General features: G+C 58.7%; 17 protein-coding genes. 10 read left to right on the top strand and 7 right to left on the bottom strand.

Features of this window, described 5'->3' with window-relative positions; genetic code table 11:
* From MXM41_RS02305 to patD, 3 genes are read left to right on the top strand one after another with little or no spacing between them, the layout of a single operon-like run.
* Window positions 1-942 (top strand): ABC transporter permease, encoded by a 942-nt coding sequence (locus MXM41_RS02305; protein ID WP_325929662.1) that lies wholly within the window; start codon window positions 1-3, stop codon window positions 940-942.
* Window positions 932-1,738 carry an ABC transporter permease gene (locus tag MXM41_RS02300; protein ID WP_325929661.1) on the top strand — a complete coding sequence of 269 codons (807 nt, stop codon included), beginning with the start codon at window positions 932-934 and terminating at the stop codon, window positions 1,736-1,738. Before MXM41_RS02305 ends, MXM41_RS02300 begins: the two co-directional genes overlap by 11 nt.
* Before the next feature lie 24 nt (window positions 1,739-1,762).
* Window positions 1,763-3,187 (top strand): aminobutyraldehyde dehydrogenase, encoded by a 1,425-nt coding sequence (patD, locus tag MXM41_RS02295; RefSeq protein WP_325929659.1) that lies wholly within the window; start codon window positions 1,763-1,765, stop codon window positions 3,185-3,187.
* A 159-nt stretch (window positions 3,188-3,346) separates the two neighbouring features.
* Here the strand turns inward: patD and MXM41_RS02290 are convergent, their stop codons facing one another.
* Complete coding sequence (locus tag MXM41_RS02290) at window positions 3,347-3,529, bottom strand: DUF1869 domain-containing protein (RefSeq protein ID WP_325930819.1); 183 nt, start codon at window positions 3,527-3,529, stop codon at window positions 3,347-3,349.
* 45 nt (window positions 3,530-3,574) lie between these two features.
* Window positions 3,575-3,901, bottom strand: a complete 327-nt coding sequence (locus MXM41_RS02285; protein ID WP_325929658.1) for a DUF1971 domain-containing protein — start codon at window positions 3,899-3,901, stop codon at window positions 3,575-3,577.
* Window positions 3,902-4,321: 420 nt separating this feature from the next.
* Here MXM41_RS02285 and MXM41_RS02280 point away from each other — a divergent pair, with 420 nt between their 5' ends.
* Entirely contained in the window at window positions 4,322-4,495 is a 174-nt protein-coding gene (locus tag MXM41_RS02280; RefSeq protein WP_072036615.1) for a GhoT/OrtT family toxin, read from the top strand.
* Between the two features lie 118 nt (window positions 4,496-4,613).
* Here MXM41_RS02280 and MXM41_RS02275 read toward each other — a convergent pair whose 3' ends face one another.
* Genes MXM41_RS02275 through MXM41_RS02265 form a run of 3 tightly spaced genes read right to left on the bottom strand, consistent with a single transcriptional unit; the run spans window position 4,614 to window position 11,096 of the window.
* Entirely contained in the window at window positions 4,614-6,776 is a 2,163-nt protein-coding gene (locus tag MXM41_RS02275) for a virulence factor SrfC family protein (protein ID WP_325929656.1), read from the bottom strand.
* Window positions 6,773-9,754 carry a virulence factor SrfB gene (locus tag MXM41_RS02270; protein ID WP_325929655.1) on the bottom strand — a complete coding sequence of 994 codons (2,982 nt, stop codon included), beginning with the start codon at window positions 9,752-9,754 and terminating at the stop codon, window positions 6,773-6,775. The genes MXM41_RS02275 and MXM41_RS02270 overlap by 4 nt, the downstream gene beginning before the upstream one ends.
* A gap of 4 nt (window positions 9,755-9,758) precedes the next feature.
* Entirely contained in the window at window positions 9,759-11,096 is a 1,338-nt protein-coding gene (locus MXM41_RS02265; RefSeq protein WP_325929654.1) for an SrfA family protein, read from the bottom strand.
* A gap of 281 nt (window positions 11,097-11,377) precedes the next feature.
* Here MXM41_RS02265 and MXM41_RS02260 point away from each other — a divergent pair, with 281 nt between their 5' ends.
* Window positions 11,378-12,976, top strand: a complete 1,599-nt coding sequence (locus MXM41_RS02260) for an ABC transporter substrate-binding protein (RefSeq protein ID WP_325929653.1) — start codon at window positions 11,378-11,380, stop codon at window positions 12,974-12,976.
* Between the two features lie 114 nt (window positions 12,977-13,090).
* Window positions 13,091-13,324, top strand: coding sequence for a YdcY family protein (locus MXM41_RS02255; protein WP_325929652.1), 234 nt, complete (start codon window positions 13,091-13,093; stop codon window positions 13,322-13,324).
* Window position 13,325: 1 nt separating this feature from the next.
* Here MXM41_RS02255 and MXM41_RS02250 read toward each other — a convergent pair whose 3' ends face one another.
* The gene (locus tag MXM41_RS02250) at window positions 13,326-13,775 is read right to left on the bottom strand and encodes a DMT family transporter (protein WP_325929650.1); all 450 of its coding nucleotides are present in this window, start codon (window positions 13,773-13,775) and stop codon (window positions 13,326-13,328) included.
* Entirely contained in the window at window positions 13,772-14,290 is a 519-nt protein-coding gene (locus MXM41_RS02245; protein WP_325929648.1) for a GNAT family N-acetyltransferase, read from the bottom strand. The genes MXM41_RS02250 and MXM41_RS02245 overlap by 4 nt, the downstream gene beginning before the upstream one ends.
* A gap of 150 nt (window positions 14,291-14,440) precedes the next feature.
* Between MXM41_RS02245 and MXM41_RS02240 the strand changes: the two genes are divergently transcribed.
* The 4 genes from MXM41_RS02240 to MXM41_RS02225 all read left to right on the top strand — a co-directional run bounded on the left by MXM41_RS02240 (window position 14,441) and on the right by MXM41_RS02225 (window position 18,770).
* A complete protein-coding gene (locus MXM41_RS02240) occupies window positions 14,441-15,016 on the top strand; it encodes a helix-turn-helix domain-containing protein (RefSeq protein ID WP_325929647.1) in 576 nt (191 codons plus the stop codon).
* A 65-nt stretch (window positions 15,017-15,081) separates the two neighbouring features.
* Complete coding sequence (locus MXM41_RS02235) at window positions 15,082-16,122, top strand: NADP-dependent oxidoreductase (RefSeq protein ID WP_325929646.1); 1,041 nt, start codon at window positions 15,082-15,084, stop codon at window positions 16,120-16,122.
* 256 nt (window positions 16,123-16,378) lie between these two features.
* A complete protein-coding gene (locus MXM41_RS02230) occupies window positions 16,379-17,053 on the top strand; it encodes a GntR family transcriptional regulator (protein WP_325929645.1) in 675 nt (224 codons plus the stop codon).
* Between the two features lie 178 nt (window positions 17,054-17,231).
* Complete coding sequence (locus MXM41_RS02225) at window positions 17,232-18,770, top strand: methyl-accepting chemotaxis protein (RefSeq protein ID WP_325929644.1); 1,539 nt, start codon at window positions 17,232-17,234, stop codon at window positions 18,768-18,770.
* The last annotated feature ends 27 nt before the right edge of the window (window positions 18,771-18,797 follow it).

The following is an 18,797-nucleotide window of genomic DNA, read 5'->3' as shown; positions in this document are numbered from 1 at the left end:
ATGGACATGAGCGTGTCACCACCTGCCTCGCACGGCTTACCGGGGCGTCTGTCGGCGCTGTTCTGGCGCAGGCCTTCGCTGGGGCTGTTTTTACTTCTGCTCGGCCCGTTAATGTGGTTTGGCATTGTCTATCTCGGGTCGCTCTTCACCCTGCTGTGGCAGGGGTTCTACACCTTCGATGACTTCACCATGGCGGTGACGCCTGAGCTGACGTTCGCCAACATCCGCGCGCTGTTCAATCCCGCTAACTACGACATCATTCTGCGCACCCTGACGATGGCGATTGCCGTCACTGTTGGCAGCGCCATCCTGGCCTTCCCGATGGCGTGGTATATGGCGCGCTACACCCGCGGCAAATGGAAAGCCTTCTTTTACATCGCGGTGATGCTGCCGATGTGGGCCAGCTACATCGTCAAGGCCTATGCCTGGACGCTGCTGCTGGCAAAAGATGGCGTGGCGCAGTGGTTTCTCAGCCATATGGGGCTGGAGCCGCTGCTGGCCTCGCTCTTGACGGTGCCAGGGGTGGGCGGCAGTACGCTCTCGACCTCCGGGCTGGGGCGGTTTTTGGTGTTCGTCTATATCTGGCTGCCGTTTATGATCCTGCCGGTGCAGGCGGCGCTGGAGCGATTACCGCCGTCGCTGCTGCAGGCCTCTGCCGACCTGGGTGCCCGACCGCGCCAGACCTTCCGCTACGTGGTGCTCCCTCTGGCGATCCCCGGCATTGCCGCCGGGTCGATTTTTACCTTCTCCCTGACGCTGGGGGATTTTATCGTGCCGCAGCTGGTGGGCCCGCCGGGGTATTTTATCGGGCAGATGGTTTACTCCCAGCAGGGGGCGATTGGCAATATGCCGATGGCGGCAGCCTTCACCCTGGTGCCTATCGTTCTTATTACTGTCTATCTGGCGTTTGTGAAACGCCTGGGAGCGTTTGATGCACTCTGAACGCCCACCGCTGTTTCTGAAAATCGCCACCTGGGGCGGGGTGATCTTCCTGCACTTCCCGCTGCTGATTATTGCCATCTATGCTTTTAATACTGAGGATGCGGCGTTCAGTTTTCCGCCGCAGGGGCTGACGCTGAAGTGGTTCAGTGCCGCGGCAGCACGTAGCGACATCATCGAGTCAGTGACGTTGTCACTTAAGATCGCCGCACTCTCGACGGCCATTGCGCTGGTGCTGGGCACCCTGGCGGCCGCGGCCCTGTGGCGCCGGGATTTCTTTGGCAAGAACGCCGTGTCGCTGATGCTGATCCTGCCTATCGCCCTGCCGGGGATCATCACCGGCCTGGCGCTGCTGACAGCGTTCAGGACCATCAATCTGGAGCCCGGTTTCTTTACCATCATTCTCGGTCACGCCACCTTTTGCGTGGTGGTGGTGTTCAATAATGTAATAGCCCGTTTCCGGCGTACCTCATGGAGCCTGGTTGAAGCCTCTATGGATCTGGGTGCCAACGGCTGGCAAACCTTCCGCTATGTGGTTTTGCCGAATCTCGGATCGGCGCTGCTGGCGGGGGGGATGCTGGCGTTTGCGCTGTCATTTGATGAGATTATTGTAACGACCTTTACCGCCGGGCATGAGCGAACGTTGCCGCTGTGGCTGTTAAATCAGCTCGGGCGTCCGCGCGATGTTCCGGTAACTAACGTGGTGGCTCTGCTGGTGATGCTCGTGACCGCCATTCCAATTCTGGGGGCCTGGTGGCTGACCCGCGACGGCGAAAACCTTGCCGGAAGCGGGAAATAACCTTGACTGAAACAGGACAAAGCTATGCAAACTCAACTGCTGATTAATGGTGAACTGGTCAACGGCGAAGGGGAAAAACAGCCGGTCTACAACCCTGCTACCGGCGAAGTACTGCTGGAGATCGCCGAAGCCTCTCCGGCGCAGGTGGATGCTGCCGTGCAGGCCGCCGATCGGGCTTTTGCCAGCTGGGGGCGGACCACGCCGAAAAGCCGTGCCGAATGTCTGCTGAAACTGGCGGATAGCATAGAAGAACAGGCCGACACTTTAGCCCGGCTGGAGTCGCAAAACTGCGGCAAACCGCTGCACTGCGTTAAGGGCGACGAAATTCCGGCCGTTGCCGATGTGTTTCGCTTCTTTGCCGGCGCGGCGCGTACCCTGCACGGCTCGGCGGCGGGAGAATATCTTGAGGGGCACACCTCAATGATCCGCCGCGACCCGCTGGGCGTGGTTGCCTCGATCGCGCCGTGGAACTATCCCCTGATGATGGCAGCGTGGAAGCTGGCACCCGCGCTGGCCGCCGGTAACTGTGTGGTGCTTAAACCGTCGGAGATCACGCCGCTTACCGCACTGAAGCTGGCGGAGCTGGCGAAAGATATTTTCCCGGCCGGGGTGCTCAGCGTCCTGTTCGGACGGGGAAAAACCGTGGGTGACCCGCTCACCGGCCATGAAAAGGTGCGGATGGTGTCGCTTACCGGCTCTATCGCCACGGGAGAGCACATCATCGGTCGTACCGCCCCGACGATTAAGCGCACCCATATGGAGCTGGGGGGCAAAGCGCCGGTGATTGTCTTTGACGATGCGGATCTCGACGCGGTAGTGGAAGGGGTACGTACCTTCGGATTTTACAACGCCGGGCAGGACTGTACCGCAGCCTGCCGTATCTATGCGCAAAAAGGGATTTACGCTGCGCTGGTCGAAAAGCTGGGGGCGGCGGTCGCCTCACTGAAGATCGGCGCGCCGGACGACGAAAGCACCGAGCTTGGTCCACTAAGCTCGCAGGCGCATCTGGATCGCGTCTGCAAAGCGGTTGATGAGGCCAAAGCGCTGGGGCATATCAAGGCGATCACCGGGGGCAGCAAACACCAGGGCAACGGCTATTACTTCCAGCCCACCGTGCTGGCCGGGGCGAAGCAGGAAGATGCCATTGTCCAGCGGGAGGTGTTTGGCCCGGTGGTCAGCGTGACGGAATTTGACGATGAAGAGCAGGTGCTGGGCTGGGCCAACGATTCGCAGTATGGGCTGGCCTCCTCGGTGTGGACGCAGGACGTAGGCCGCGCGCACCGGGTCAGCGCCCAACTGCAATATGGCTGCACCTGGGTAAACACCCACTTTATGCTGGTGAGTGAAATGCCTCACGGCGGCATGAAAATGTCGGGCTACGGCAAGGATATGTCGGTGTATGGTCTGGAGGATTATACCGTGGTGCGTCATATTATGATTAAACACTGATCCGCCGTCACCGCCGGTTGCTGAGCTGCAATCGGCGGATTTCATAGGTGCTGACGGCCAAAAAAGGGGTCAGCCGCGGGGCGGTCTATGACGACGCCCAGCTGATTGAGGGCGGTGCCAGCTGGAGTCTGACCGGCGAATCGCTCAGCTATAACGGCATTACCAGCCGCACACCTCATGCTCATTTTCCGTGTCGTAGGCACGCACGGTATTCACCAGGTTTTTCACCACTTCAGCGGCGACATCCGGGATTAACAGCTCCATCGGGGTCTCTGTCTCGTAATCCACCGACACGCCGTTGCTGTTATTGGTGACGGTGACGGTGTAGGTTGCTTTGCCCATCATGTTACTCCTTGTGAAGTACGGCTTTCGTCAGACCTGCGTCAATCAGCGCGATCTCAGCACGTCAGGTTCAACAAAAAAGTCGATATTGAAATACGTATCGTCGGTCAGCACCTCGATGTGATGCCAGCGCTCAGGCGGAAACACGCCGAAATGCCCGGCTTCAATAACCAGAATGCTGTCAGGCTCTGGCGAGGTTTCATCGGCATAGCCCAGATAGCGAACCGCCCCCTGCATCACGCTAAGACGTGGATAGACGCCTGGCCGCGTGCCGGTATCCAGATGGCGTTTAAAGATGCCCGGTGGGGCAGACTCTTTATTCCAGAACGGGGTGGAACGGGTGTGAATACAACTTTGCGGAATGCGCAGCATAACATCCTCCCTGTAAGAACTGGGGTTATTACAGCACGGATGAATGTGGGAAATTTATCAATATGTGCATTTAAAATGCACCTTTTAGTGGTACGTCACAGGTGGTCTATACTTACTTATTCCGAAGGCCACAAAGGAGAGTCTGATGTTACAGGTTGATAAAGACAAATCCCGTAAAGTACCCGATTCGGGTAACAAAAAGCCTCAACCGGTTAAGAAGTAGAACCGGACTTCAGGGCCGCTTAATGCGGTCCTGATCGGCTTTCCCCCTGAATAACCCGCCGAAAAGTTGTAGCCCGCTCTACCCAACTGTTATTACCACGCAAAAAATGTGGATAATGTGTAACAAAAATACTTGATCCATATCAACATATGTCGCATATTGCGCGCGGTTATTGAACGGCAGAGTAGGTACTGGAAATGACGTTGTATCAAAAGATGTTAATGTTTTACGCCGTCATGGCGACGATTAGCGCGCTTATCACCTGGTTTCTCTCCAAAGATCGCAAACGCATCCGCTTTCTGAGCGCCTTTCTGGTGGGCTCAACCTGGCCGATGAGTTTTCCGGTCGCTCTGCTGATCTCTCTCTTCTGAAAAAGCCGCCCCGGGGCGGCTTTTTGCCTGACAGGGTGCAAGGCACCGTATTCGGCCTACAACTACCGATTGTGCCGAGCTGTAGGCCTGATAAGCGTAGCGCCATCAGGCATCTGTTTCAGCCGAGCAACCCTTGTAACTCACGACGATCGTCCTGGGTAATATCCTGCGGATGCTGGTACCCGATATTGTCAATCGCCTGGGTGTACAGCGCCACCAGCCAGTCATAAACATAGGCCGTGGCGGCATGCACCGGCTGCTCGCCCAGACGGGTCAGGCGCGGCGCACTGCTGTTCACCGTTGGCGTAACGAACACCGGCTGACCTTTACGGATCCGGCTGGCCGGGCGGGCAGACGCCGGGGTCTGAGCGTAGCCCACCCAGCCCACAAAGTTCCCCAGCGCGGCATGCAGCTGCGCGGCACTGCTCTTATCGGTATCGACAATCTTTTTCAGCGCCGCCAGCAGGTTCAGGCGGTAGCTGGCAATGACCAGCACATCGCTAATCTGCTGAAGAGTGGCAATATCCAGCCCCAGACGGCCCGCGACGGCCTCATCGCGACTCCACTGGCGCAGATGATTGATCCACACCTGATGGGCGAGACGGGCTTTGTCCGTCGGCTGTAGCATCTCATCGGCTTCCTGGGCGCTGTCGGCAAAGAGATCGATGGCATCGGTAAACAGGCCGTTGACCTGTTCCTCGCGCGGCTGTTGCACCGCAAGCAACGTTTCAAAGGCGCGCAGCGGCGGCAGTAACCCTTCCAGCAGTTCACCGTGACGGGCGGCACTTCCCTGTAGGGCGCGTACCATGGCTTCGGCGGCGCTACGGCGGGCGTCCGGATCCTGAGTCAGCGGCGCGAGATACCCCTGCATCAGCTGATGCAGTTCACGCTGATGCCGCTGACCTAACGCCAGCAGACGCGTCTGGCGCCGGGAGTTCAGCGTCGCCTGCGACAACCACTCAATTACCCGCTGCATACTGCTGCTGTCCAGCGCCTGCAATGTGCCCCAGTGTTGGCCGGGTTTGCCGAGCAACTGCTGCACCGCTTCGTCGAGGTTCGAGCGGCTGGTAAAGCGCGCATCCTGCGGCGTAATCGCCCATACCAGCCCCGGCAGGGCGGCATCGTCGCCTGGCTGGGTCGTTTTAACCCAGTTCAACAACATCTTCGCGGTCCTGGCCGTCTGGCCCTGATGGGCGGTGGCGTTGCAAATAACCAGCACGTCCGGCTGTAACTGCTGGCGATAGTGTTCCAGCAACCACTGCTGTTTGGCCTGGGCCAGGGGCTGATCCGGCTGCGTTGACGGGGCGGGAATATCAATGATATCGACCCCGGCCAGCGCGCTCTGTTCGACCGGCAGGATGAGCTCCCGGGTCAGCAGGGCCAGCAAATCCAGCGGAATGCTGATCGCGTTAAGCAGCTCACCGTTGTGCAGGGGGTGCAGCACCGCCTGCTGAACGTCCGGCAGAGTAAGATCCCCGCGGGTAAGGAAGCCTTCGGTCGGCAGACCAAAATTATCCACCAGCAGGCTCAGCGGCGCAGCAAGCTCCCGGGCGTGGCTGGTCTGGTGCAGAATATGCGCCAGCTTCAGCCACTGCCGGGTCAGCTCCTGCTGCTCGCCCCAGAGCAACGACCAGACGCTCGCGCGAGTGCTGAGATCCAGCGACGGCAGCAGCAGGGCAAACTGTTGCCACAGCGCATCGTCCATCTGGCGGGATGCCGCAGGCACCGTGTCGTGCCAGTAGCGGGCGATAGTCCCCACGTCTGCGGCAGTGATCCCCGGCACGCTCTGAGGCTGGCGCAGGGCGCGCCACTTTTCCAGGCGCGCTTCGATGACGGATTTATCCACCGCCGGGAGCGTCGCGCGGGCCAGAAATACCTGTACCAGCTCGGCTTCGGTGAGCAGGCAGAGGCGCAGCGGAAAGGCGTCGTCAGCTGTCTCTGCCGCATTCGGAGTAAAGCGCAGCGCCATGTTGGTCAGGGCATGGCCGGGGTTGATGTGTGAAAAATAGTCAAAGGTCCGCTGGTCGACAATCACGTTCATCCGCTGATTATCGCTGCCGCACAGTGTAGTGAGCAGGTGGGCCTTCGCCGCCTGGGAGTGACCGTAAAGCCCGATGGTGCTCGCCGAGCTCAGCGCCCGCTGAATGGCCTTTTCACGCGCGTCGGCCAGCGCCAGTCTCGCCAGCAGAGCATCGGCGTCGTTATCAAGGATCGGGGCGTGCTGGCGCGTTGTGTTGATCCACCCGATTAACGCCTGAGTAGTGGTCGTCGTGGCTGTCATTTCAGGTATACGCTCCCGCTGTCGATCCAGTAATGGCTGCCGCTGTGTCGGCGATCGGCCAGAGTATTCAGTTTAAATGTCAGGGCATCGGCCGGAACCGGCGTGCCGTCCTGCAGCCAGGCGTCGCACAGCTCAAAGGCTTCCGGCCCCTCATGCTTATTGCCGCCGCAAAATTTAAGGCGCACGTTCAGTACCCCATCCCCGGCAATGGATTTTGCCAGCTCAGCCGAGTTAATACTCAGGGTGTAGAGCGGGGTGGCAGGCCAGCGGGCATTTGCCAGCTGACGGAAGCCGAGGGTCACATTGCCGCGCAGCGGGAAGTGCAGACGGGTATCCAGCTTCGCCCCCGGCTTGTCGAGATCGATATCCTGATACCAGACATTCTCCTCGCGCAGGGTATTGACGGTGTTATCCAGCACGCCGAGGTAGCGCACGGTGGAGTAGGCACCGATATCCGCCGCCTTGAAGTTAAAGCGCGGCAGACGCAGATCCAGCGCCAGGCTACAGAGCATCGCGCCCACCGCCGCGGTGGATTTCGGGTTGCCGATGCGCCCCTGCTGGCTGAACGGATACCACTCATGAACCCGGTACTTATCCAGCCATACTATGCGGCTGACCGGCACCGGCTGCAGATGACGGATCAGCGCCTGAACGCCCGGCAGACAGCCCGGACGCCCGGTGATCAGCAGAATATCGCAGGCGTAGTGGGAGATCGCTTCTGCCACAGCGTGCAGCGGCGCGGCCAGGGTGAAGTGCCCGGCCAGCATCGCGTCCTGCATCTCGCGGAAATTGACGTGCAGCGGCACGGCAAACAGGTCGAACGGCGCCGAGCCCGAAGGCAGGGCATGCTCAATGACCTGTTGCAGGTAGTTCATCACGTTGCGCGTGGGTTTGCGGGTCAGCAGATCGCCAAAAGTGGCGTGCAGCCCGTCGAGCGGATCATCAACGTCGCTGGCCTCCCAGGCGGCGAGGATCGCATGCCCAATCGGCATAAACAGCTGCAGGGCCGTCTGCTGGCGCAGCACCGCCTGGGTGTCGATACGCCCGGAGTCGCCAAACAGCGAGGCCATCAGCAGCGACGCATCGGCAATACCGGATTTCTGCAGTTGGGTTTGCAGGGCAGGCAGTACGTAGCGCTGGATGACATCCAGCAGGGTGTCATCCCCCGCCACCTTAAAGCCCTCGCGGAACAGCAGCTGCGGGGTGATTTTGACGTTGCTGCCCGAGCCGTCGTCGAGTTGGTAATGGGTGATTGCCATATCGGTGGTACCGCCGCCGATATCAATGGACGCCACGCGCAGGGCGCGGCCCGGCTGACAGCCCGGCTCCGGCTCACGGTCCGGGCGGGCAAGGGCGGCAAAAAAGGCTTCCGTCTGGCCATTGTAGTGGGAGATGGCCTCGTTATAGAGCCACACCAGCTGACCGCAGCTGGCCTCGTCCCACTCCATCTGGATCTCCGGCACCGGCACCACGCTTTTCTCCTGCTGCTTACGGCTGGAGAAGTCCTCATCCTGCGGGTGCCAGCCCATCGCTTTCCAGACGATGGCGATGGCTTCGAACATGCGGCGGCGGAAGATCTCGCGCTCCTGCTTCGGCATCGCCGAAGGCAGGGTGAGGATCAGGGTGCGCAGCTGGCGCGGCGACGCGGGGAAGCCCAGACGCAGGCGGGTGGCGACGCTGTTGATCTGCCCCAGCGCCTGTGCCAGCAGTTCGCACAGCATATGGGTCATCAGGGTGCTGCGGCTGTACTGCGGCGAAAACACCGGCAGACGCTCATCCTGCGGCAGGGTGAACAGCGGCTGACCGTCGTCATTCATCAGGTTCATCAGCGGGAAGGCGGTGGCGAGTGGTTCGCGCTGGGTTTTGCCATTCATCTGGCTGAAACGCCAGTCCTGCACCACCGGCGTTTCATCCCACAGGTAGCGGCGCGGGCTGGAGATACCGCTGTTGCCTTCGGTCCCCAGACGCTGGGTGGCGAGCTTGCGCGCCTCGTCGCCCACGCGCACGATGGAGGGCCAGACAAAAGCGTCTTCGCGGCCGCTCTCTACCGAAAAGTGCTGCTTGCCGAAGCGGGCTTCTGAAAACTCCAGGCGGCTGGTAAACAGCGGCTCGTTCAGGAACTGCGGCTCGCTTAACGAGCGCACCTGCAGCTCGGCGGTCTGACGCAGACCGTCGTTGGCGTCGCCGTGATCTTCAATGATTACGCCGCAGGTATGGGTGTTGCCGACGTCGAGGATCAGGTCCACCGGAATGGCCGGGGTGCTGAGGGTGTGGGTGACGAATTTCACTTCCGGCACCCTGAGCTGTTCGCCCAGCATCGCCAGTATGTTCAGCCAGTGCGCCTGGTACTCAAAGTTGCGCATCGCCAGTTGCAGCTCGCGTTCGGCGCGGTTCTCCACGCCGGTGGCGTACTGGGTAAAGGCCTCGCGCAGCCAGCCGTCAATCCAGGTCTGATCGAGGAAGTTCGCCACTTCGTCGTCACGCCAGGCCAGCGCGAAGCGGGTGCCGTTGAGAATATCGTTCTCCACCGGCGACAGGGCGCTGGTGGCATGGGCGGCGATCTGACTGTCCAGCGCCAGGGTCACGCGGTGGCTGTTGCCGGCGTTGTCCGGAGTCTCCAGCTTGCGCACCTGCACGCGCGCCCAGTTATCCGGGCCGTCTACGAAGGTGCGCGGCGGGTTAAAGCGCAGGAAAGGCACCGGCAGCCAGACGCCATCCAGCACCGCCAGCGACTGCTGGAGCAGGATGGTGCTTTCGGGTTTAACCACCTCCGGCTGTCCGCCATTGGTGGCAGGCAGAGTGTAGCGGCCATTCACCAGATCGAAATCCAGGCGCAGCAGGGGGCCATTGGCGGTTTTACGCACAAAACGTCCGCTCTGGGCGGAGTCCTGCGGCGTCAGACCGAAATCAAGAAACTGTACGCCGCTGTTCGCAATCAGCGTGACGTTCTGTTTGTAGTCGCAAAGGTTTACCAGCATAGGATCACGCACCTGCCTTACTGAATGTCAATGGCACTATGGTCTTCGCGCCGTAGCGCGCGCTGCACTCCGCCACGTCATTGGTGCCGGCTTTACAGGTAATTTCCGGCATCGGATAGCGCGAGCCGTCAGCGCAGCGGGCGTTGCCGCGGGTTTTAATCAGCAGTTCACCGTTGCTGTGCAATCCGGAAAAGACCTCCACGCGGCAGACCACGTTATCGCCATGAACGACGCGGGCTGACCCTTTGTTGTTCTTAATCTGATAGCGCAACGAAGGCGGTTTCCCGGTGATCGGGTCGGTGATATCCAGCATGACCCGCCAGCTACCGTTAAGAAAACGCGTCAACCCGGCTTTCACCTGATCGGCTTCCATCACCAGCGCGTCTTTCGGGATAGCGGAAATCACCACCGGTTCCGCTGGGACCGGATCGGCGGCTTTGACGGCCACCACTTCAGCCTGATGCAGGGGCAGATTCAGCGGCAGGGGCTCAATAGCGGCAACCGCTTTGGGGGCAATCGCTACCGGGGCGGTAACGGCGGTTTTTACCGGCTCGGCGGTCGGGGCCTGTTTTGGCCACAGCAGCGGGGCAGCAACGGCGGCGACCACCACGGCGGCAACCGGCAGCGGCCATAGCGGAACGCGACGTTTTTTCGCCACCACCACCGGAGCAGGCTCCGGCTCTGGCTCGCTTGCGCTCATGACCGGCGCGGGCTGCGCCTCGTACAGATCGGTGGCGGTGATAGTGACCGCAGCAGGAGCGGGAACCAGCGGCTCATCGGCTTTTTCAAAGATGATGGCCGGGGCCGCTTCTGGTGCCGGTTCTGGCTCCTTCACCGGCGCAGGCATTGGCTCCGGAAGCAGGGAGGCGCGCAGGCAGTCGAGAACATCTTCGCGCGCGTTTTCATTGAGGTTCACAAAACCCCAGAAGGTGATCACCGGCTTACCGTCAACCAGGAACAGGAAGTTCTCACCGGGGAACTGAAACGCTTTTGACAGCAGGGAACCAAACAGCTGCTGGGCGGTTTTCGGCGACTGAAGCGATTTTTTGCTCAGGGACTCCACGCTCGACAGGGTACCTTCCAGCAGGCGCAGCGCCCGAAACCGCGCATCTTCATCGGCGGCTTTCCAGCTTTTTACCGCGCCTTCCACCGGGGAGTACCAGTCCACCCGGTCGCCTTCATCGTTAACCTGCGGGATGGCAAGGCAATCGACAATGGTCTGCTGTTTGCGCAGACGCAGCGCCTCACGAATTTGCAATGCTGATTCAAAAACGGCCTGTCCGCCGCCGCCAACGGCCTGAAAATCATCCAGATTACCGCTGCGTAAAAGGGTTTTTGCCACGATTTGGTCCCATAGACTTTTTCACGCGTCTACTTTACGAAATCCGCGGACAAGCAAACGGCAGAAGAGACGACAAAAGGGGCGATTTCTTGCGGCATTAAGCGTGCGGAAAGTGCTTGACGATGAATGTACCTTAAGGCAAATCACCCTCTGGCCATTGGCGGGAAAATCAGCGAAATTAACTGCTTTAGAATAACCTGATAGTGTTTCGTTATTTGCCAGGTGAGGGGGGCTGTGCTGTTATTACCGTTCTTTATAATAAAATCCAACAGGTAATAACCATGTCTACAGGGAAAACGCTTCTCGCGCTGGTATTAAGCGCGCTACTGCCAGCGGGCGCCGCATGGGCGGCCAATACCGACACCATTATTTACTGCTCCGAAGCATCGCCGGAGTCGTTTAACCCGCAGATCGCCAGCTCCGGCCCGACCTTTGTTGCCAGCTCGCAGGTACTGTATAACCGCCTGATTAACTTCGACCCGGTCAAAAATACCCCGGTGCCGTCGCTGGCGGAATCCTGGACCATCTCCCCGGATGGCAAAACCTATACGTTTACCCTGCGCAAAGGGGTGAAGTTCAACAGCAATAAATTCTTCAAACCAACCCGCGATTTTAATGCCGACGACGTTATTTTCTCCGTAATGCGTCAGAAAGACCCTAAGCATCCGTACCACAACGTTTCTCAGGGTAATTACGAATACTTCAACGACGTCGGTCTGGATAAGCTGATCCAGGACGTGAAAAAGATTGACGATAATCACGTGCAGTTTGTGCTGAGCGAACCGAACGCTGCGTTCCTCGCCGACTGGGGGATGGACTTCGCCTCTATTCTCTCTGCGGAGTATGCCGACGCGATGCTGAAAAAAGGCACGCCGGAAAACGTCGATACCTGGCCGATTGGTACGGGGCCTTACGTGCTTCAGCAGTATAAGGTTGACTCCCTGATCCGCTATATCGCTAACCCGAACTACTGGGATGGCGCGGTGCCGACTAAACACCTCATCTTCTCCATTACCCCGAACGTGGAAACCCGTCTGGCGAAGCTGCAAACCAACGAGTGCCAGATCATTCCTGCGCCATCCCCGGTGCAGTTCGACGTGATTAAAAAGAACAAGGCTCTGACCCTGCACAGCGTGGACGCGCTGAACGTTGGCTATCTGGCGTTTAATACCGAGAAAAAGCCGTTTGATAACGTGCTGGTGCGCCAGGCCCTGAACTACGCCACCGACAAAGAGGCCATTATTAACGCGGTGTTTATGGGCTCCGGCACGGTGGCAAAATCACCGATCCCGCCAAACATGATGGGCTTTAATAAAGGGTTGCAGGACTATGGCTACGATCCTGAAAAAGCGAAAGCGCTGATCAAGCAGGCCGGGCTGGAGCAGGGGACGGAGGTGACGCTGTGGTCGATGCCGGTGCAACGTCCGTATAACCCGAACTCGCGCCGCATTGCCGAGATGATCCAGAGCGACTGGGCGAAGGTGGGCATTAAGGCGAAAATCGTCTCGTATGAGTGGGGAGAATACCTCTCCGGCATGCGCAAAGGGGAGCACGACAGCGCGCTGTTTGGCTGGATGTCGGACAACGGCGACCCGGATAACTTCGCCGACGTACTGCTGGGCTGCAACAGCATTAAAACCGGCTCCAATGCTGCACGCTGGTGTGACAAGGGTTATGATGACCTGGTACAGAAAGCGAAGCTCACCAGCGATCCGGCTGCCCGCGCCAAACTCTACAGCCAGGCGCAGGAGATTTTTTACCAGCAGGCACCGTGGATTGCGCTGGCTAACGGCAAAACCTTCTATGCCACCCGCAGCAACATCAGCGGGTATAGCGTGAGCCTGATGGGGAGTGATTTCTCGAAGGCGAAGCTGAATTAAGTCGGGTGCGGCCTGAGCCCCTCATCCTGACCCTCTCCTCAAAGGGGGAGGGAACAAACCCCAGGCCCGGCAAGCGCAGCGCAGCGCCGCCGGGCAAGCTGAGAAGGAGTGACCATGTCACATTTAGAGGACGTTATCGCCCGTGTTGATGCGGTGATTGCCGAAAGCGTGATTGCGCATATGAACGAACTGCTGATCGCCTTAAGCGAGGATACGGAACTGAGCCGTGAAGATCGCTATGCCCAGCAGCAGCGCCTGCGCAACGCCATTGCCCATCACGGGAAACAGTACAGAGAAGACCAGGAAGCCCGCCATGAGAGCCTGACCAAAGGCGGGGTGATCCTGTAAGTCAGAACTGGCGTCTCGCCACCAGCCAGGCGCCAATCACCAGCAGTACCGCCCCGCACACCGGGCCGATCAGGGCCTTTAGCGGCACCCCCTGGCTGCGCACCACATCCATCACCAGCCCGCCAATCAACTGGCTGGCGACCAGCACCGCGATAGTGGTCGCGGCCCCAACGTACTGATAGCCGCTGATGCTGGCAAAGACAAAAAACGAACCCAGCAGGCCGGGAATTAAGGTCCACCAGCGCACCGTGTGGACCAGCTCGCTGAACCCGGCGACACCGTTTTTAATCAGCAAAATCGAGACAAACAGCACAATCCCCACCAGTGAGTTGAGCAGCATGGCGATAAGAATGGTGCTTGAGGTCTGGGTGATGCGGACCATCAGGGTGTTCTGCACCACCAGACCGATGCCCGCCGCAACCAGGAACACCAGCGTCAGGGACTGATTCATCCGAGATTATCCGGTTCGCTGCGCTCATCGAGCTGCAGCTGCATAAAGGTCAGGTCCAGCCAGCGGCCAAACTTGGTGCCCACCTGCGGCATCTTACCGGTCGTGACAAAGCCCAGGGTTTCATGCAGATGAATGGAGGCTTGATTCTGCGCTTCGATCCCGGCCACCATCACGTGTTTACCGATGTCCCTGGCCTCAACGATCAGCTGCTTCATCAGCGCCCGACCAATGCCTTTGCCCTGATGATCCGGATGCACGTACACCGAATGCTCAACCGTGTGACGGAAACCGTCGAAGGCGCGCCAGTCGCCAAAAGAGGCATAGCCAGTCACCACGCCGTCATGCTCGCTCACCAGCACCGGATACCCCATCAGCTGACGCGCTTCGAACCAGGCGATGCGGTTATCGGTGTCCACGGTGGTATCATTCCAGATGGCGGCGGTGTGCAACACGGCGTGGTTATAAATTTCGCCGATAGCGGCGCAATCCTCTTTGCTGGCGTGACGAATAAGCATCTGAAACCTCAGTCTGTGTTGTTCACTATAGTAGTACGTCTTGACACGATATTACACAAACAGACACTGGAAACGCTACGGCATAACTCATATCTTTTAGTTATGAAAAAAGCCCGTTGTAATCCATTACTTTCACTATAGTATGACGTGATGAACAATACGTCGGACAATATGAATCAACGGATCAGCGCACGCATTCGCCTTGAGCGTGAGTCTCGCGGTTGGTCCCTGAGCGAGCTTGCCGGGCGGGCGGGGGTGTCGCGGGCGATGATCCATAAAATCGAACGCGCCGACAGCAGCCCAACCGCTACTCTGCTGGCCCGTCTCTCAGGCGCTTTTGGGATCAGCATGTCTACGCTTATTGCCCGCGCTGAGATGCAGGAAGGCAAGCTGCTGCGCTTTGAAAACCAGCCCGTCTGGCGTGACCCTCAGACACACTATTTGCGGCGCCACGTTTCGCCGCGTACCGATCTGCCTATCGATCTGGTGCAGGTGGAACTGCCCGGCGGGAGCGATGTGCCGATGCCTGCTTCCTCTTACGCCCTGGCGCGCCAGCTCATCTGGCTGCAGTCGGGGGAGCTGGTGTTTCAGGAGGGGGATACCCGCCATGAAATGCGGGCCGGGGATTGCCTGGAGTTAGGCCCGCCGAACGACTGCCGCTTTATTAACGAAAGCGGCGAGCCGTGCGTCTATCTGGTCGTCAGGCTTAACCAGTCTGGCTCATAATGTCAAAGCGGACAGAGGAAGATGAAGCTAGTCTCTAAGGACGTTTCCATAAAGAGGAGTGAGGTATGAGTCAATCTTCAACGCAGAATCGTCAATGGATTCTGGCTTCCCGTCCCCACGGCGCACCCACCGCTGATAACTTTCGCTTAGAGACCACCGACATTCCACAGCCAGCCGACGGCCAGCTTCTGCTGCGCACGATGTGGCTCTCTCTCGACCCCTATATGCGCGGTCGCATGAGCGACGAGCCGTCCTACTCGCCGCCGGTGGAGCTTGGGGCCGTGATGGTGGGGGGTACCGTCAGCCGCGTCGAATCGTCGAATCATCCTGACTATCAGCCTGGCGAATGGGTACTCGGCTACAGCGGCTGGCAGGAGTATGAACTCTCCGACGGCAGCGGGCTGGTCAAACTGGGTGAGAACCCGGAGCACCCCTCCTGGGCGCTGGGCGTGCTGGGAATGCCCGGCTTTACCGCCTATATGGGGCTGCTGGATATCGGTCAGCCCAAAGAGGATGAGACGCTGGTGGTGGCCGCGGCGACCGGGCCGGTGGGATCGACCGTCGGGCAGATTGGCAAGCTGAAAGGCTGCCGGGTGGTTGGCGTTGCCGGTGGGGCAGAGAAGTGCCGCCACGCCACGGAGGTACTGGGTTTTGACCAGTGTCTGGATCACCACGCTGACGACTTTGCCGAACAGCTCAAACAGGCTTGCCCGCAGGGCATAGATATCTATTACGAAAACGTCGGCGGTAAGGTGTTTGACGCCGTGCTGCCGCTGCTGAATACCCAGGCACGCGTGCCGGTCTGCGGGCTGGTGAGTGGATACAACGCCACCGACCTGCCGCCAGGACCGGATCGCCTTGGGTTGCTGATGGGCACTATCCTGAAAAAGCGCATCCGTATGCAGGGCTTTATCATTAACCAGGATTACGGCCACCGCATTGAAGAGTTTCAGCAGGAGATGGGGGGCTGGGTCAAAGAGGGCAAGATCCATTACCGCGAACAGGTTACGGATGGCCTGGAAAATGCGCCAGATACGCTGATCGGTCTGCTGGAGGGAAAAAACTTCGGCAAAGTCGTGATACGCGTCGCGAACACTAACGAATAATACCTGTTATGGCGGATTATTCCGCCATACTAAATTGTGCAAAATTTGAAATAACGTCTTTAATTATATAGCCATAGAAATATCTTAACGCTGTAGACGAAACGGAGTGTTTAATTTTATCAATCAATTTTCGTTTTGATTGATGGCTTTCTTTTGACGTAAATCAGGCATGCAGATACAGGATATATCAAATACTCAGCGGTCCGTATTTAACCGGCTGTGGAATTTAGTTAAGTTTGGGTAACAGGAATAGAACATGCTGGATTTGGATAATTTAGAAAAAGCTCAACGAATGAGCCTGACGATGCAGGTTGAAGTAAGTCTGAAAAGCGCGCTGATTGCCGGGGCGCTGAAGCCAGGAGCACGGCTCGTCACTAAAGAGATTGCGGATAAACTCGGTACCAGTATTACTCCTGTTCGTGAAGCGCTGCTGCGGCTGGTCTCCGCAGGCGCGCTTCACGCTACCCCGGCGCAGGCCTTTCTGGTGCCGGACGTGACGCTCGAGCGTTACAAAGAAGTGAATGCCATCCGTAAGGAGCTGGAGTGCATGGCCGTTGCGGCAGCGTGCAATCTGATGTCCGACAAAAAACTAGAGACGCTGCGCGATCTCTCCGACAAATTCCATGATGCGATGAGCAATGGTGAAGTGGAGCGCGCGCTTCACACCAACCGGGCCTTTCGCTTCACGCTCTATCACTATGCCGAAATGCCCACCCTGACGTCGCTTATCGAACAGCTGTGGGTGCGCATCGGCCCCTGTTTTAACTGTCTGTACGATCCGGACCTTGTCCTGCCGTGCCGCTCTTATCGCTACGATGAACTGCTTAGTGCCCTTGAAAAGCGCGATCAGGAAGCCAGCCGTTTAGCCATCGATAAAGTGATCGACGAGGCGAATGAGGTATTGATCAGACAGTTTGTAAACCAGCCATGATATAAACAAGCGAAGCGGTAATATCGCTGAATATCACTCTGTCTCTATTTTCCGACGGACAATGCACCGTCGGAAAAGGCTATTTTTTATCCTACTGATAAGACCAGCTTAACTATGAAATAACCCTGAACGCTGCCGATAACCTTAAAAGGCACAGTCGCCTTTTAAGGAGCCAGGAATGAGTGTCAGTCAACGATTACGTAATATAAAAATGAGCAGAAAGCTCGCGACAGGTTTTGGTCTGGTGTTACTGCTGGTGGCGGTATCGACCCTGCTCAGCGTGATGCGCTTCAAAGAGATTCGCGACGTTTACCAGCAAACCAACCTGATCTACAACATCAACATCGAGGTCTTCCAGGCCAAGATCAACCGTCTTAAATTTCTCTATAACGGTGACGAAAAGTCCGGCCAGCTGATGGCGAATTACGTCAAACACGCCGCTGAACTGACCGAAGAGGCCCGTGGGCTTGAGTGGACAGCAAAAGAGAAGGCCATTGTCGATGCGATTGCCGGACACCTTGCCCGTTTTGGCAGCAGCGTAAGCGAGATGCAGGTCGCGATGACGGCGTGGAATGCAGATAAAAACGATCCGGCGGCCACCGCGGCTCTGAAAGCGGCAGAAGAGAAAGTCAAAACCGCTGGCGACGACAGCAGCGCCTCTATCCGGGACATCATCGCCCTGGTCAAAACCCACAACGACTCGCTGGCCAACAGCTCCAGCACCATCACCGCCATTATTGGCGTGGCGGCGATCCTCTTTGGAATTCTCGTCTCATGGTGGGTTACCCGCCAGATCACCCGGCCGGTGAAACATAACCTGCAGCTGGCCGAACGTATCGCCAGCGGCGATCTCAGTTCCGATATTCGCCCGCAGGGGGAAGATGAACTGGGCAAACTGACCGGGGCAATGGGCCGGATGAACGACAAACTGCGCCTGATGATTGGCGAGGTGCGCAGCAGCGTGACGCAGGTGTCGCTTGCCGCCAGCGAAATTGCCGAAGGCAATACCGATCTCTCATCGCGTACCGAGCAGCAGGCCGCGGCGGTGGTGCAGACCGCCGCCAGCATGGAGGAGCTTACCGCCACGGTGAAAAACAACGCCGATAACGCCCGTCATGCCAGCCAGCTGGCGGCAGAGGCTTCGCAAACCGCTACCCAGGGCGGTCGGGTGATGCGCGATGTGGTCACCACCATGAGCGACATTAACACCAGCTCGCAGAAAATCGCCGATATCACGGCGGTCATCAACAGCATCGCCTTCCAGACCAATATCCTGGCGCTGAACGCCGCCGTCGAAGCGGCGCGGGCGGGGGAGCAGGGACGGGGCTTTGCGGTGGTGGCCAGCGAAGTGCGCAGTCTCTCCCAGCGCAGCTCGCAGGCGGCAAAAGATATCGAACAGCTGATCAGCGAGTCGGTCTCCCGCATCTCCACCGGGAGCGACCTGGTGGCGAAAGCCGGGCAGACCATGGAACAGGTGGTGGACTCCGTCACCCGCGTGAATGACATCATGGGCGAGATTTCATCGGCATCGGAAGAGCAGAGCCGCGGTATCGAGCAGATTTCCCGGGCGGTGATGGAGCTGGATACCACCACCCAGCAAAACGCCTCGCTGGTGGGGGCATCCTCGACGGCGGCCGGAGCGCTGGAAGATCAGGCTCGTCTGCTGGAGTCGCTGGTGGCGGCGTTCCGCCTGGAGCAGCAGGCGCAGACGGCGTAAAAAAAACCGGCAGCTCAGGCTGCCGGT

Source organism: Leclercia adecarboxylata, assembly GCF_035787115.1.
GTDB classification, from domain to species: domain Bacteria; phylum Pseudomonadota; class Gammaproteobacteria; order Enterobacterales; family Enterobacteriaceae; genus Enterobacter; species Enterobacter adecarboxylatus_E.
The sequence above is the reverse complement of the archived record's forward strand: the minus strand, read 5'-3'. Positions and strand labels throughout refer to the sequence as shown.